This is a genomic window from Vagococcus lutrae (assembly GCF_023299185.1).
In the GTDB taxonomy this organism is placed as follows: domain Bacteria; phylum Bacillota; class Bacilli; order Lactobacillales; family Vagococcaceae; genus Vagococcus_A; species Vagococcus_A lutrae.
This window is the reverse complement of the sequence record NZ_CP097017.1, coordinates 560989-578065: the sequence shown is the minus strand read 5'-3', so window position 1 is coordinate 578065 and position 17077 is coordinate 560989. Positions and strand designations below refer to the sequence as shown.

General features: G+C 37.9%; 13 protein-coding genes, 1 tRNA gene and 1 other annotated feature. All 14 genes read left to right on the top strand.

Translation table 11 applies throughout. From position 1 onward, the window contains the following. Positions 1-85: 85 nt before the first annotated feature. Complete coding sequence (rpoB, locus tag M2919_RS02735; RefSeq protein ID WP_168413984.1) at positions 86-3631, top strand: DNA-directed RNA polymerase subunit beta; 3546 nt, start codon at positions 86-88, stop codon at positions 3629-3631. A gap of 52 nt (positions 3632-3683) precedes the next feature. Next, positions 3684-7337 (top strand): DNA-directed RNA polymerase subunit beta', encoded by a 3654-nt coding sequence (gene rpoC / locus M2919_RS02730; RefSeq protein ID WP_283163022.1) that lies wholly within the window; start codon positions 3684-3686, stop codon positions 7335-7337. 114 nt (positions 7338-7451) lie between these two features. Then, positions 7452-7524, top strand: a tRNA-Thr gene (locus M2919_RS02725). A gap of 109 nt (positions 7525-7633) precedes the next feature. Further along, positions 7634-8320 (top strand): 2,3-diphosphoglycerate-dependent phosphoglycerate mutase, encoded by a 687-nt coding sequence (gene gpmA, locus M2919_RS02720; protein WP_023605371.1) that lies wholly within the window; start codon positions 7634-7636, stop codon positions 8318-8320. Positions 8321-8475: 155 nt separating this feature from the next. Further along, complete coding sequence (locus M2919_RS02715; RefSeq protein ID WP_023605370.1) at positions 8476-9165, top strand: response regulator transcription factor; 690 nt, start codon at positions 8476-8478, stop codon at positions 9163-9165. Position 9166: 1 nt separating this feature from the next. Next, positions 9167-10180 (top strand): sensor histidine kinase, encoded by a 1014-nt coding sequence (locus M2919_RS02710; protein WP_202584892.1) that lies wholly within the window; start codon positions 9167-9169, stop codon positions 10178-10180. A gap of 27 nt (positions 10181-10207) precedes the next feature. Beyond that, positions 10208-10457 (top strand) — a binding site (T-box leader). Between the two features lie 48 nt (positions 10458-10505). Beyond that, a complete protein-coding gene (locus tag M2919_RS02705) occupies positions 10506-11150 on the top strand; it encodes an amino acid ABC transporter permease (protein ID WP_248849154.1) in 645 nt (214 codons plus the stop codon). Between the two features lie 10 nt (positions 11151-11160). Continuing rightward, complete coding sequence (locus tag M2919_RS02700) at positions 11161-11772, top strand: amino acid ABC transporter ATP-binding protein (protein ID WP_248849464.1); 612 nt, start codon at positions 11161-11163, stop codon at positions 11770-11772. Between the two features lie 18 nt (positions 11773-11790). Then, the gene (locus tag M2919_RS02695; RefSeq protein WP_248849152.1) at positions 11791-12612 is read left to right on the top strand and encodes an amino acid ABC transporter substrate-binding protein; all 822 of its coding nucleotides are present in this window, start codon (positions 11791-11793) and stop codon (positions 12610-12612) included. 120 nt (positions 12613-12732) lie between these two features. Next, positions 12733-13839 (top strand): endolytic transglycosylase MltG, encoded by a 1107-nt coding sequence (gene mltG, locus M2919_RS02690; RefSeq protein ID WP_248849150.1) that lies wholly within the window; start codon positions 12733-12735, stop codon positions 13837-13839. 152 nt (positions 13840-13991) lie between these two features. Next, positions 13992-14465, top strand: a complete 474-nt coding sequence (gene greA / locus M2919_RS02685; protein ID WP_126761755.1) for a transcription elongation factor GreA — start codon at positions 13992-13994, stop codon at positions 14463-14465. Between the two features lie 138 nt (positions 14466-14603). After that, positions 14604-15347 carry a cell wall-active antibiotics response protein LiaF gene (gene liaF, locus M2919_RS02680; RefSeq protein WP_246616558.1) on the top strand — a complete coding sequence of 248 codons (744 nt, stop codon included), beginning with the start codon at positions 14604-14606 and terminating at the stop codon, positions 15345-15347. Next, positions 15344-16408: a sensor histidine kinase gene (locus M2919_RS02675; protein WP_126761751.1), complete on the top strand. Its 1065-nt coding sequence runs from the start codon at positions 15344-15346 to the stop codon at positions 16406-16408. The genes liaF and M2919_RS02675 overlap by 4 nt, the downstream gene beginning before the upstream one ends. Positions 16409-16412: 4 nt before the next feature. After that, positions 16413-17045 (top strand): response regulator transcription factor, encoded by a 633-nt coding sequence (locus tag M2919_RS02670; RefSeq protein WP_126761749.1) that lies wholly within the window; start codon positions 16413-16415, stop codon positions 17043-17045. Positions 17046-17077: the final 32 nt, after the last annotated feature.

Genomic DNA, 17077 nt, shown 5'->3' with positions numbered 1-17077 from the left:
ACTGTGCAAATGTTAACTGAACTTAACATTTGTAACATAAACGTAATATAAAGCACGGGTAGAAAATTTTAGAGGAGTGAAGAGCTTGGCTGGACATATTGTCAAATACGGAAAACATCGCGAAAGAAGAAGTTTCGCACGTATCAGTGAAGTGTTAGAGTTACCGAACTTAATTGAAATTCAAACAAACTCTTATAAGTGGTTCTTAGAAGAGGGATTAAGAGAGATGTTTGAAGACATTTTACCTATTAAAGATTTTAACGATAAACTGTCGTTAGAATTTGTAGGGTACGAATTGAAAGAACCAAAGTATACTGTGGAAGAAGCACGTGCACATGATGCAAACTACTCAGCTCCTATACATGTCACTCTAAGATTAGATAATAAAGTTACAGGTGAGATTAAATCACAAGATGTTTTCTTCGGTGATTTTCCCCTAATGACAGAAATGGGAACGTTCATTATCAACGGAGCGGAACGTGTTATCGTTTCTCAGTTGGTTCGTTCACCAGGTGTTTATTACAATAGTAAGATTGATAAAAATGGTCGTGAGAGTTTTGGAACAACCGTCATTCCTAACAGAGGTGCTTGGTTAGAATTAGAAACAGACGCAAAAGATATTTCTTACGTGCGTATCGACCGTACGAGAAAAATTCCATTCACTGTTTTAGTGCGTGCGTTAGGCTTTGGCTCAGATGACACGATTATAGAAATGTTAGGTGAAAATGAAAGTTTACGTCTAACATTAGAAAAAGATATTCATAAAAATGCTTCTGACTCTCGAACAGAAGAAGGCTTGAAGGATATTTATGAACGTCTACGTCCAGGAGAACCTAAAACTGCAGACAGTTCAAGAAGCTTGTTATACACACGTTTCTTCGATCCAAAACGTTATGATTTAGCGGCAGTTGGTCGTTATAAAGTAAACAAAAAATTACATTTAAAAACACGCTTGTTAAATCAAATTTTAGGTGAGACATTAGTAGATCCTGAAACAGGTGAAATTTTAGTCGAAAAGGGAACTGAAATGACACATGATGTGCTAAATGAGTTAATGCCTCATTTAGAAAATGGTTTAAACAACGTGACTTACTATCCATCAGAAGATGGTGCTATTACAGATCCAATGACGATTCAAGTCATTAAAGTTGTATCACCTAAAGATCCGGATCGGATCGTCAATGTTATCGGAAATGGACAAATTACAGATGATGTAAAAACTATTACACCAGCTGATATTATTTCTTCCATTAGTTACTTCTTAAACTTACAAGAAGGGATTGGCTATACAGATGATATCGACCACTTAGGAAACCGTCGTATTCGTTCTGTAGGTGAATTATTACAAAATCAATTCCGTATCGGCTTAGCTCGTATGGAAAGAGTTGTACGTGAAAGAATGTCGATTCAAGATACAGACACGTTGACACCACAACAATTGATTAATATTCGTCCAGTCGTTGCATCTATTAAAGAATTCTTCGGTTCTTCTCAGCTATCACAATTCATGGACCAAACAAACCCATTAGGTGAGTTGACACATAAACGTCGTCTTTCTGCCTTAGGGCCTGGTGGTTTAACACGAGACCGAGCAGGGTATGAAGTACGTGACGTTCACTATTCTCACTATGGACGTATGTGTCCGATTGAAACGCCTGAGGGACCAAACATTGGGTTAATCAACAGCTTATCAAGTTATGCGAAGATTAATAAATATGGCTTTATCGAAACCCCTTATCGTCGTGTCGACCGTAAGACTGGCCGTGTTACAGAACATATCGACTATTTAACAGCCGACGAAGAAGACCACTACATGGTAGCGCAAGCGAACTCACTATTAAATGAAGACGGTACGTTTGTGAACGATGTTGTAATGGCTCGTATCCAAAGTGATAACTTAGAAGTTTCAACTGAAAAAGTCGATTACATGGACGTCTCACCTAAACAGGTAGTAGCGGTTGCGACAGCTTGTATTCCTTTCTTAGAAAACGATGACTCCAACCGTGCGTTAATGGGAGCGAACATGCAGCGTCAAGCTGTGCCACTTGTTCAACCTCGTTCACCTTTAGTAGGAACAGGTATGGAATATAAAGCCGCTCATGACTCAGGTTCTGCTTTAATTTGTAAACATGACGGTGTGGTTGAATATGTGGATGCAAATGAAATCCGTGTTCGTCGTTCAAATGGTACACTTGATAAATATAACGTAGCGAAATTCCAACGTTCAAATGCTGGTATGAGCTATAACCAACGTCCGATTGTCACATTAGGTGAAAAAGTAGAAGCAAGCGATGTCTTAGCTGACGGACCATCTATGGAACAAGGAGAAATGGCGTTAGGTCAAAACGTGTTAGTCGCGTTCATGACATGGGAAGGTTATAACTATGAAGATGCGATTATCATGAGTCGTCGTCTAGTTAAAGATGATGTGTATACTTCTATCCATATTGAAGAGTACGAATCAGAAGCCCGTGACACGAAACTAGGACCTGAAGAAATTACACGCGAAATTCCAAACGTTGGGGAAGATGCGTTGAAAAACCTCGATGAAATGGGAATTATCCGCATTGGTGCTGAAGTACGTGATGGTGACATTTTAGTAGGTAAAGTGACACCAAAAGGGGTAACAGAGTTATCCGCTGAAGAACGTTTATTACATGCGATTTTCGGTGAAAAAGCACGCGAAGTACGTGATACATCATTACGTGTGCCACATGGTGGCGGCGGTATCGTTCATGACGTGAAAATCTTTACACGTGAAGCTGGCGATGAATTATCACCAGGTGTAAACATGTTAGTACGTGTGTATATTGTACAAAAACGTAAGATTCATGAAGGAGATAAAATGGCGGGACGTCACGGTAACAAAGGGGTCGTTTCTCGCATTATGCCTGAGGAAGACATGCCGTTCTTACCAGATGGAACGCCCGTTGATATCATGTTAAACCCATTAGGGGTACCGTCTCGTATGAATATCGGGCAAGTACTGGAGTTACACTTAGGTATGGCTGCTCGTCAATTAGGTATTCACGTTGCTACACCAGTTTTCGATGGTGCGACGGAAGAAGATGTTTGGGAAACAGTTAAAGAAGCAGGTATGGCGTCAGATGCGAAAACCATTCTTTATGACGGTAGAACGGGTGAACCGTTTGATAACCGTATTTCAGTTGGTGTGATGTACATGTTGAAATTAGCGCACATGGTTGATGACAAACTTCACGCCCGTTCAACTGGACCATACTCATTGGTAACACAACAGCCATTAGGTGGTAAGGCACAATTCGGTGGACAACGTTTTGGTGAGATGGAAGTTTGGGCATTAGAAGCATATGGTGCAGCATACACCTTGCAAGAAATCTTAACGTACAAATCTGATGACGTCGTGGGACGTGTGAGAACGTACGAAGCGATTGTAAAAGGGGAACCAATTCCAAAACCAGGTGTTCCAGAATCTTTCCGTGTGTTAGTAAAAGAGTTACAATCATTAGGATTAGACATGCGCGTTTTAGATGCGGATGAACAAGAGATTGAGTTACGTGACATGGATGACGAAGATGATCTGATTAGCGTAGATGCCCTAACAAAATATGCACAAGAGCAAGCTGCCAAACAAGCAGAGAAAAAAGACTAGTTACCTATCAGTCACAACCTGTTGTTAAAGAATGAAATGGAGGGAACACCTTTTGATCGATGTAAATAAATTCGAAAGTATGCAAATTGGTTTAGCTTCTCCAGAAAAAATTAGAAGCTGGTCTTACGGTGAAGTAAAAAAACCTGAAACAATTAACTATAGAACATTAAAACCAGAACGTGATGGTTTATTCTGTGAGCGCATTTTCGGTCCTAGCAAGGACTGGGAATGTGCCTGTGGAAAATACAAACGAATTCGTTATAAAGGAATCGTTTGTGACCGTTGTGGTGTTGAAGTAACCCGTTCAAAAGTGCGTCGTGAGAGAATGGCACATATTGAATTAGCAGCACCTGTTTCACATATCTGGTATTTCAAAGGAATTCCAAGTCGTATGGGCTTAATTCTAGATATGAGTCCTCGCGCATTAGAAGAAGTTATTTATTTTGCTTCTTACGTTGTCACTGATCCTGGTGATACTGCTTTGGAGAAAAAGCAATTATTGACTGAGCGTGAATATCGTGAAAAACGTGAACATTACGGACAATCTTTCCAAGCTGGTATGGGGGCCGAAGCTATCAAGCGTCTTTTAGATGACGTTGATTTAGATAAAGAAGTGGCCGAGTTAAAAGAAGAGTTAAAAACAGCTTCTGGTCAAAAACGAACACGTGCTATTCGCCGTTTAGATATTTTGGAAGCCTTCCGTACATCTGGTAATAAACCAGCGTGGATGGTCATGGATGTTATTCCTGTCATCCCACCTGATTTACGTCCAATGGTTCAATTAGAAGGTGGTCGTTTCGCGGCAAGTGACTTGAACGATTTATATCGTCGTGTGATTAACCGTAATAATCGTTTAAAACGTTTATTAGATTTAATGGCGCCAAATATCATCGTTCAAAACGAAAAACGTATGCTCCAAGAAGCGGTTGACGCGTTAATCGATAATGGTCGTCGTGGCCGTCCTGTTACAGGACCAGGTAACCGTCCATTAAAATCTCTTTCACATATGCTAAAAGGGAAACAAGGTCGTTTCCGTCAAAACTTACTTGGTAAACGTGTTGACTACTCAGGTCGTTCCGTTATTGTTGTTGGACCAAACTTGAAAATGTATCAATGTGGTTTACCTAAAGAAATGGCAATTGAATTATTCAAGCCCTTCGTGATGCGTGAATTAGTTCAACGTGAATTAGCAAGCAATATTAAAAATGCGAAACGCAAAATCGAACGCCAAGAAGACGACGTATGGGATGTTTTAGAAGACATTATTCGTGAACATCCAGTTCTTCTTAACCGCGCCCCTACTCTTCATAGATTAGGTATTCAAGCCTTTGAACCTGTATTAGTTGAGGGTCGTGCGATTCGTCTACATCCACTTGTATGTGAAGCTTATAATGCTGACTTTGACGGGGACCAAATGGCGGTTCACGTTCCTTTAAATGAGGAAGCACAGGCCGAAGCACGTCTATTAATGTTAGCGGCTCAAAATATCTTGAACCCTAAAGATGGAAAACCTGTTGTAACACCTTCCCAAGATATGGTTTTAGGTAACTATTACTTAACCATGGAAGAAGAAGGACAAGAAGGCGAGGGAATGGTCTTCCGTGACTTGAATGAAGCAGTTCTAGCTTGGAAAAATGGCTACGTTCATCTTCATACACGTATTGGATTACAAACATCTTCTATGCCGGAAAAACCATTTACAGAGTGGCAAAAAGAGCGTATTTTATTAACAACCGTTGGTAAAGTCATCTTTAATGAAATTATGCCGCCAGAATTCCCTTACTTAAATGAACCGACTGACTACAACTTAGTGGTGGAAACACCTAACAAGTATTTTGTAGAACCAGGAACAGATATTAAGGCTGCGATTGAAGCGCAAGAATTAGTCTTACCATTCAAGAAAAAACATTTAGGTAATATTATTGCAGAAGTCTTCAAGCGTTTTAAAATTACTGAGACATCTCGTATGCTTGACCGTATGAAAGACTTAGGTTATCGTCATTCAACACTTGCTGGTATTACTGTTGGAGCTGCGGATATCAGTGTCTTGCATGAAAAACAAGCGATGCTTGAAGAAGCACATCAACAAGTAGAGAATATTACCAAACAATTCCGTCGTGGTTTAATTACCGATGACGAACGTTATGAGCGCGTTATTGGAGTTTGGAATAAAGTCAAAGATGAAATCCAAGTGAAGCTAATGGAAACATTAGATGCGAAGAACCCTATCTTCATGATGAGTGATTCAGGAGCTCGTGGTAACATTTCCAACTTTACTCAGTTAGCCGGTATGCGTGGATTGATGGCAGCGCCAAGCGGACGTATCATGGAGTTACCGATTACCTCTAACTTCCGTGAAGGTTTAACTGTCTTAGAAATGTTTATCTCAACGCATGGTGCTCGTAAAGGGATGACCGATACGGCCTTGAAAACAGCGGATTCAGGTTACTTAACACGTCGTTTAGTTGATGTTGCGCAAGATGTCATCATCCGTGAAATCGACTGTGGTACAGATCGTGGGTTAGAAATTTCTGCAATTCGTGAAGGTAATGAAATTATTGAAACATTAGAAGAACGTCTTTTAGGTCGTTATGCTCATAAATCAGTCATTCATCCTGAAACAGGAGAAATTATTGCTAAAAAAGGCGACATGCTAGATGAAGATAAGACGAAAGCGATTATCGAAGCTGGTATTGAAACAGTGACGATTCGCTCGGTCTTCACATGTAACACTAAACATGGTGTATGTAAAACATGTTATGGCCGTAATATGGCCACTGGTTCAGAAGTTGAAGTTGGAGAAGCAGTTGGAACGATTGCGGCTCAATCTATCGGAGAACCTGGTACACAGTTAACAATGCGTACGTTCCATACGGGTGGGGTAGCCGGAGATGATATTACACAAGGTCTACCGCGTATTCAAGAGATTTTTGAAGCACGTAATCCTAAAGGTCAAGCTGTCGTAACAGAAGTGACAGGGATTGTTTCAGAAATTAGTGAAGATGCTTCTACACGTACACGAGAAATTACGATTCAAGGTAAGACGGATACACGTACATACACAGTTCCGTATACAGCCCGTCTAAAAGTCTCTGAAGGAGATACCATTAAACGTGGTGAACCATTGATGGAAGGTTCAATTGAACCAAAAGAATTATTACAAATTCGTGATGTGTTATCTGTTGGTAACTATTTGCTACGTGAAGTGCAAAAAGTTTACCGTATGCAAGGGGTAGAAATCAGTGACAAACACGTTGAAGTAATGGTCCGTCAAATGTTGCGTAAAGTTCGTGTCATGGATCCAGGTGATACCGATGTGTTACCAGGTACATTAGTTGACATTTCTGATTTCAAAGATCAAAACTATGAAACATTAATCGCAGGTGGCATACCTGCAACAGCTCGTCCGGTCTTACTAGGAATTACAAAAGCATCATTAGAAACAAATAGTTTCTTATCTGCTGCGTCATTCCAAGAAACGACACGTGTCTTAACAGATGCGGCGATTCGTGGAAAACAAGACCACTTATTAGGCTTGAAAGAAAATGTTATTATCGGTAAGATTATTCCAGCCGGTACAGGTATGTCTAAATACCGTAATATGGAGCCAAAAGAAGTGGGCGTTGCTAGTGAAAATGTTTATAGTATCAGTGATATTGAAGCGAAAATGGCAGCAGAAGATGCTTTGTTAAATAACGAAGAGTAGCTATGATTAAAGAGAGAGTACCTTTGAAAAGGTACCTCTCTTTTTAATATGATGATAAATGACTCTTGACTTTATCAACTATTTTAGGTATGCTATTATTTGTATTGATAATTTGCCGCCTTAGCTCAGCTGGTAGAGCACTACCATGGTAAGGTAGGGGTCGTCGGTTCAAGTCCGACAGGTGGCTTATATAAAGAGAATCTCACGAATGAGATTCTCTTTTCTTTTTATTCGCATTTTTTTTTAATTGCCGTTAAACTAGAGTAAGAAATGAATTTAGAAAAGGTGGAATAAACATGAAAAAAGTAGTTTTTATTCGACACGGCCAAAGTGAATGGAATCTAGCTAATCGTTTTACAGGCTGGGAAGATGTGGATTTAAGTGAACAAGGCGTCAAAGAGGCGCAAGAAGCCGGAAGAAAGATTAAAGAAGCGGGTATCCACTTTGATGTGCTTTATACTTCCGTGTTAAAACGAGCCATTAAGACAGCCCATATTGTTTTAGAAGAAACGGACCAATTATTTGTCCCCGAGTATAAATCATGGCGTTTGAATGAACGTCATTATGGCGCTTTACAAGGATTAAATAAAGCAGAAACGGCTGAAAAGTATGGAGATGAGCAAGTTCATATATGGCGTCGTTCTTACGATGTTTTACCGCCACTTTTAGAAGGGGCAGATTATGATAAATTAAAAGAAGATCCACGTTATGCAAGTGTCGACCAACGTCAATTACCACAAGCAGAAAGTTTAGAAGTAACGCTTAAGCGGACACTACCTTTTTGGGACGATGCGATAGCGCCTGCTTTATTGGATGATAAAACAGTTTTAGTTGCAGCGCATGGTAATTCGTTACGTTCTTTAGTGAAATATTTAGACAATTTAAGTAAAGAAGAAGTGTTGAACTTAGAGATTCCAACGGGCTCACCTTTAGTTTATGAATTAAATGATGACTTAACTGTCTCTAAGAAATATTACCTCTAAATAGTTAAAATATCAGTGCCAGAATTCATTCTCTTAAATAAATCGTTAATGATGATTCAACTTATTGATGATATGGGATGATTTTTCTGGCTTTTCTTTTATTTTGAGAAGATTTGGCGTATGATGATAGAAAAGAGTTTGAAGGATGAGAAAAGATGAAAATAATGCTAGTGGAAGATGACCAAAAATTAGTCAACTTAGTTGAAGACCATTTAACACGATATGGGTATGAGGTCGTTGTGCCTTCAGATTTGCAAAATGTGATGGCTTTTTTTGAACAGGAACAACCAGAGTTAATTTTAATGGACGTTAACTTACCTTTTTTTGATGGGTATTATTGGACGAGAAAAATAAGACAACAATCAAAATGTCCGATTATATTTTTATCTGCACGTGAGAGTCATATGGATCAAGTCATGGCATTAGAATATGGAGCAGATGATTATATTACCAAGCCTTTCTCCTATGATTTATTGTTAGCCAAAATAAAAAGCCATATTAGACGTGTCTATGGTGAATATGCACCTGGACAAGATGAGCGAGTAATTCAACGAGGTGAGCTTGTTTATTATCCTGAGCGTTTGGAGTTAATGTTTCATGACCAAAAGGAATTACTCACTAAAAAAGAAGGCGAACTCGTTGAATTATTGTTATCTAATTATCCGCACATTGCTTCTCGGGAAGCGATACTAACTAAATTATGGGATAGCGAGTATTTTGTTGATGACAATACGTTGTCAGTGAATATCACACGATTGAGAAAAAAATTTGATGATATCGGTCTACCCAATTCGATTATAACCGTACGTGGAAAAGGCTACCGACTTGATTTAGGGGATATATAAAATGAAACTTTTTTTAAAACATCATATTGGTTATATTTTATTGTTTCTTTGCTATGCTTTCTTGTTCGCTTTGATTGTTTGGTTAGATGGTTTTCATCGACTATCGGTCTTTATATATGCTGCTATTTTAGGTTTGTTTTTATTAATCATTTTTTTAGTGTGGCAATATTTTTCTCAAAAGCATTTGTATCAAATGTTTCAGAAGAAGCGTGTTTTTGGTCTTAAAAATGACCGAACATCGGATAGTAGTGATCTTTCCCAAGAAGTGGTAGAGTTGTTAAATCATCAGTTTGATCATTATTATCGTGAAGTGACCACGATGCGTAATGCAAGAGAGGAACATCTAACCTTTATAAATCAATGGGTTCATCAGATGAAGACTCCGATTGCGGTGTTAAAACTGATGTTAGAAGAAACACCAGTTGAAAGAGAGAGTATGTTAGAAGAGATTGATAAGTTACAAGAGGGATTACAAATGGCGCTAAACGTTGCGCGAATGGAATCATTTGAACAGGACTTCATCATTGAGCAAGTTTCAGTGAGAGAGATGATTCTAGCCACTATTGATGACCATAAGCAAAATTTTATTCGACATCGCGTCTATCCTAAAATACTTTTTAAAGACGACGCGTTAATCGAAACAGATGCCAAATGGTTTCGTTTTATTTTATATCAAATCATAGGCAATAGTATTAAATATGCGGCTGGCACTGGGACTGATATTACGTTTAGTTTGATGCGTAGAGGTCAGGCGCTACAATTAAAAATCACTGATTCTGGAAGCGGTATCCGCAAAGAAGATTTACCACGTGTCTTTCGTCCGTTCTTCACAGGATATCAAGGTCGGTCTCATAAGGAAGCAACTGGAATGGGCTTGTATATGGTCGCGCAGCTTTGTGAAAAATTAAATCATCAAGTGTCAATTCACTCGATTTTAGATGAAGGGACAGAGGTCACTCTAACGATAAATGAATTTGAACATATAAAAAGTGTTGACAATCTAAAAAACGCATGATATTATTTCTATAAATTAAAAACACATGAGAAAGCTTTGACTAGAACGAGTAGATTATTAGTTTATTATCAGAGAGTCCTTGGTTGGTGAGAAAGGATATTAACGGTAGTTGAACACATCTAGGAGCTATCTTCCTGAACTATTTTTTAAACAGTAAAGTAAGGAAGTTCGTCAGTTGCACGTTATCGCAAACGGTCTTGTTGGAGACTTGCTGAGGTTATCACTGTGAAGTGGTAACGTGTTTGAGGTGGAACCGCGTCTATTTGTCGCCCTCTTAGTTCATATGAACTAAGGGGGCTTTTTTTATTGATTAGGAGGAATGTAAATGGAATTATTATGGCGAGTATTACCAAGTTTAATCAAAGGAAGTCAGATTACACTACTTGTTTTTGTCGTGACGTTAGTGGTGTCGTTACCATTAGGATTATTGTTAGGACATATTGCTTATACGGGTCCGAAATGGTTACAACGTCTATTAGCTTTCTTAGTATGGGTTATTCGTGGAACACCGTTAATGTTACAATTAATGATTGTTTTTTTCGGCTTACCGCTTGCGTTTCCAGATGTTATTGTAAATCGCTTGCCAGCAGCTCTCATAGCATTTGCGATTAACTATACGGCTTACTTTATTGAAATATTTAGAGGAGGATTTGCAGATGTGCCGGTTGGGCAAGGAGAAGTGGCTTTTGTATTAGGGTTTAACAAATGGGAAACACTCTTGTATGTAACGATTCCACAAGTTTTTAAAAAGACTTTATCAGCGATAGGGAATGAAGTGATGACGCTTATTAAAGATACGTCACTTGTCTATGTGATTGGTTTGGCTGATATTATGAAAGTCGGTAAAGCGGCTGTCATGCGCGAAGTTAGCATGCTTCCTTTTGTCGGTGTGAGTCTTTTCTATTTGTGCATGACCTTTATTTTTACGTTACTATTTCGATATATTGAAGGGAAGATGACTTATGAGTAATCAGGAAGTGATTTTAGAAGTAAAAGGGGCATCGAAACTTTTCGGTGAGAAGATGATTTTTAATCAAATCGATTTTCTTGCAAAGAGAGGCGAAATTCACGGAATTGTGGGGCCATCAGGTAGTGGCAAAACAACCTTTTTAAGGTGTCTATGTGGATTAGAGACTTTTGATAGTGGGACGATGTCGGTAAACGGGAATCAGTCTGAAACGGCTCAGCGGATAGGATTAGTTTTTCAATATTTTCAGCTTTTCCCTCATTTAACAGTCATTGAAAACCTAATGCTCGTACCAGTCAAGAAAAAGCAAATGACTCGCGAACAAGCAGCAGTTAAGGCGCAAGAGTGGCTCGAGATGCTAGGGATTGAAGGACAAAGCTCCCAGTATCCTACTTCTTTATCGGGTGGACAAAAACAACGTGTGGCTATTGCTCGTGCGTTAATGCTATCACCAGAAGTATTATGCTATGACGAGCCGACGAGTGCGTTAGATGTTGAAAGTCGTAATCAGGTAGGGCAGATTATGCAGTTGATTCAGCAACAAGGAATGACGCAAATAATAGTGACGCATGATGTTGCCTTTGCTAATGAATATTGTCATCAAATTTTTGATTTTAATAAATAATACTAAGGAGGAAAAATGATGAAAAAGAGATTAATGAAAACAGCGATGGTGAGTTTTGTTGTATTGACAGGAGTGGTATTAACAGCGTGTGGCAGTCAGAAAGAAGAAAGCAAAACAACGAAAAAAGAGACATTGGTAGTAGGAGTCGATGATACGTTTGTTCCGATGGGATTCCGTGATGAAAACGATGAGATTGTAGGATTTGATATTGATTTAGCGAAAGAAGTCGGGAAAGAGTTAGGGATGAAGACAAAAATTCAACCCGTAGATTGGAGCATGAAAGAAACCGAACTGTTAACAAATAAAATAGATGTGATTTGGAACGGTTATACAGTGACGCCTGAACGGGAGAAAAAAGTTGCTTTTACGATGCCGTACTTAAAAAATGAACAAGTCATTGTTGTTTTAAAAGATAGTGGCATTAAGACTTACGCTGATTTTAAAAATAAAAAAGTCGGGGCTCAAGAAGGATCAAGCGGAGAAGCGGCATTGTTAGCAGAACCTGAAAAATTATTATCCTATACGACTTCTGAAGAGCCTATAGGATACCCGACATTTACTGAAGCTTTTTTAGATTTAAAAAACAAACAAGTTGATGGGTTTATTATTGATAGTGTCTACGCAGAATACTACATTAGTAAAAGTGATGATGGAAATTTATATGACATATTACCAAGTGAATTTGAAGAAGAAGATTATGCCGTTGGCGTGAATCCAAAAAACAAAGGGTTAGTGGAAGATATTAACAAAGCTTTTGTGAGTTTGAAAGAAAAAGGCAAAGTGCAAGAGATTAGCAAAAAATGGTTTGGTGATGACCGTACGCTTATTGAAACAAAATAAGAAAGAATATTATAGAAAAGATTTTCGTTTTGCTTTATTTCATGTATAATAGGGAAAGCTATGACATTAAATATAACTAATGTTAAATTATATAGAGAAAATGAAAGCGAGCGATCCATAATGCGCAGAGAACAAGCTCGAGAAAAAGAGAATCGACTAGTAAGGAAGATTGTAACGGTGGTTATTTTATCCTTAGTCTTAATCGTAACCGTATTGGGAATATATATTTATAAATATTGGCAATCAGGGCTAAAACCTTTAAATCCTAAAGATGACCATTTGGTGCAAGTGAATATTCCAATAGGTACTAGTAATAAAGGAATTGGAAATATTCTCGAAGAACAGAAAATTATAAAAAGCGGTTTAGTTTTTACTTACTATGTGAAAACTGAAAATATTACAGACTTTAAAGGTGGTTATTATCAAATGGCCCCTAACATGACACTTGATGAGATTTCAGAAATGCTGCAACAAGGAGGTACTGAAGAGCCAGAAGCATTAGCAGATGCTCGTATCACGATACCTGAGGGTTACAGCGTTGATCAAATCGCAAAAGAAGTCGCAAGTAAGACAGGACTTAAAGAAGACGAAATCTTAAATGTAATTACTGATGAAGCGTTCTTTAAAGAACTTTTAGCGAGCTACCCTCAATTATTACAAAGTGCGTCTGAAGCACAAGATGTTCGTTTTAAACTAGAGGGATACTTGTTCCCAGCAACGTATAACTACTATAAAGATAAGGGCGTTAAACCACTTATTCAAGCGATGGTCGAACAAATGAATCAAGTGTATATTGAACGAGAAGAGATGTTTAATCAAAGTGATTTAACAGTTCAACAAGTTCTGACGTTGGCTTCGCTAGTGGAAAAAGAAGGGGTCGAAAGTGAAGACCGTCGAAATATTGCGGGTGTCTTTTTAAATCGTATAGCTGCTGACATGCCGTTACAATCGGATATTTCTATTTTGTATGCGATGGATAAACATAAAGTGCATTTATCTAATAAAGATACTGAAATAGATTCTCCATATAACTTGTATATTCATAAAGGGTTTGGTCCGGGACCGTTTAACAACCCAAGTACCGATGCCATCGATGCGGTGTTAAATCCTTTAGAAAATGATTATTATTATTTCTTAGCAGATATTACGACGCATAAAGTTTATTTTGCTGAGACATATGAGAAACATTTAGAGTTAAAAGAACAATATATTGATAATTTACAATAAAATTCATTTTTAGATAGCTTAGCTATTTACAAACGCTAGGTAACATGGTAATCTGTGTGGTGTAAAGAAGTAGCTTTTCTGGACGACGTGTTCAGAAAAGCTCTTCGCTTTTTATTTATTAAGACAAGTTAAAAAGGAGCTAACTGGACATTATGGTAGAAAAAGTATATCCAATGACTTTAGAAGGTAAGGCAAAGCTAGAACAAGAATTAGAAGAATTAAAAACAGTAAAACGTAAAGAAATCGTTGAACGCATAAAAATCGCGAGAAGTTTTGGAGATTTATCAGAGAACTCTGAATATGAATCAGCTAAAGATGAGCAAGCTTTTGTTGAAGGACGTATTACAACACTAGAAAATATGATTCGTTTTGCAGAGATTATTGATAATAATGGTGCCGACGAAAATGAAGTAACTATTGGTCGAACGATTACCTTTATCGAATTACCAGACGGAGAAGAAGAAGTTTATACGATTGTTGGAAGTGCCGAAGCAGATCCAATGGCTGGGAAAATTTCAAATGATTCTCCTATTGCGAAAGCATTGATTGGAAGAAAGTTAAACGAAGAAGTCACGATTGATACACCTGGTGGAGACATGCATGTCAAAATCACAAAAATTGATTAATTCATCTGGCGAAACAGTATGACTGTTTCGCTTTTTTTATCTTTCTCAGACTTAAGACGGAGAGTAATGTCCATCTTAAGTGAACTTGGTAGTCAGAATAGAAAAAGGTATAATAGAATAAATGAAGGAGGAATGCTTGTGAGCAGCTCTTGGAAACTATTTTTTATAGTGGAAAGTCTTTTAGCCTTATTAGGCCTTTATCAATTAATTCAAAATCCACCGCAATTACTATTTTTAATCTTTGGTCTTATCAATATATCGATAGCGTCCAAAAAAATGCCACGTAATAGTTTTCATCGTTTTCAACTACTCATCGGATTATTGATGACAATGTTAGCACTGCTAACAATTGGTCCGGCAATTTGGCTAATGATGATTTTTGCGATTGTTTTTATTGGATTAAAAGGAGTCGAAGTGACCGGTTTATCCATGCAAAATGCCTTTGACCGTTCTCCGTGGCAACGAAAAGAAATGAAAATTGTTAAAACAGTCGAACCAGAGGATAAAAATGGTCGTCGCTTTAAACGCCCTTGGATTGGTAATCAACGAATTGGTACGGAAGTCTATGAATGGGATGATATTAACATTACCCTGTTTTCTGGAGATACCATTATCGACTTAGGTAATACGTTGCTACCTAAAGCTGATAATGTTGTCATGATACGTAAAGCATTAGGAAGAACTCGTGTTTTAGTACCGATTGAAATTGGGCTAATGATTGAACATTCCACGCTCTATGGCAATGTGATTTTTGATGAGCAAACGTATACGTTAAAAAATGAATCACTCAAACTATTTAGTGATGATTATGACCATAGTACTCGACGTTTAAAAATTGTCACGAGTACTCTAGTTGGAGATATCGAGGTGATTCGCATATGATGACACGGATGAATCGCTGGTGGTTATTCTTTTATACATTTGTTTTAACAGAAATTATTTTACTTTTAACACTATATTCTTATTTTTACTCACAAAGTAAAAAAGGTTGGCTAAAGGAACTTTTTACGGCTAAGATTAGTCATATCCCTTTATTTATTTATATTTTGGTGATTGCGTTAGTGGTAAGTTTAATGGTCACACTCGTTGTTTACTTTTTTAGACGTTCACAGTATGGTAATCTAGAAGAGAAATTAGCATTATTAGCGCGAAATCATTATGATAGTCCTTTGTTTTTAAAAAGAACTCAAACGCTAGCTCAAACAGACGGCATGGAAGAAATTGACAGTTATATCGATGATATTCGCAAGAAGATGGCGACGATGTCAAAAGATTTACAAGTTATTTCCAGTCAGCCCCAAATGGTTGATGGTGAATCAAAAGAACTCATATTACAAGCTGAACGGCATCGTATTGCTCGTGAACTGCATGATTCGGTGAGCCAACAGCTTTTTGCTGCCTCTATGATGATGGCAACTTTGCTGGAAGAAGCTAAACGAGAAGAAACGACGGATAGTTTGCAAAAACAGGTTGAAATGGTTGGAGATATTATCAATCATTCTCAATCGGAGATGCGAGCGCTACTACTCCATTTACGTCCTATTTCCTTAGAAGGAAAGACGTTAAAGAAAGGAATCCAGCAGTTATTAATCGAGCTACAAACAAAAGTCAATATCGAATTAACGTGGGAAGTCGAAGATATTTCGCTAGAAAGCGGCATGGAAGATCACCTGTTTCGTATTGTACAAGAACTGCTATCAAATACGCTACGACACGCCAAGGCGACGTCACTAGATGTCTATTTAAAACGTCGCGACCACGTGTTATTATTGCGAGTAATTGATGACGGCGTTGGGTTTGATACGACAGACAGTCATGTGGGGAGTTATGGCTTGTCAAATATTCGTGAACGAGTGAATGGTATGGGTGGAACATGTAAAATTATTAGTTTTAAAGGAAAAGGAACAAGTATCGATATACGTGTTCCAATAGTAGAGGAGTGACAAAATGATAAAAGTGTTGTTGGTAGATGATCACGAGATGGTTAGGTTGGGAGTATCATCGTACTTAGGGATTCAATCCGATATTGAAGTGATTGGCGAAGCGGAAAATGGTTTAATCGGATATGAAAAAGCTCTCGAATTAAAGCCGGATATTATTTTAATGGACCTAGTAATGGATGTCATGGATGGCATCGAGGCAACGAAAAAAATATTACAAGATTGGCCTGAAGCCAAAATTTTAATTGTCACGAGCTTTATTGACGACGAAAAAGTTTATCCAGCGATTGAAGCAGGTGCTGCCGGCTATTTATTAAAAACATCCACAGCCAGTCAAATAGCCCAAGCAATTCGTGCAACGTATAATGGCGAAACAGTTTTAGAGCCTGAGGTTACGGGTAAAATGATGGCCAAAATGGCGAAAGCTCAAATACCTGAACCACATGAAGAATTAACGAATCGTGAAAATGAGATTCTCTTGTTAATATCAGAAGGAAAAAGTAATCAGGAAATTGCCGATGAACTTTTCATTACATTAAAAACCGTTAAGACCCATGTGTCTAATATTTTATCAAAATTAAATGTAGAAGATCGAACACAAGCAGCCATTTATGCGTTCAAGCATGGTATAGTAAAGTAATTGAAGTTATTAATAGAAAAGAAAGTAGGATA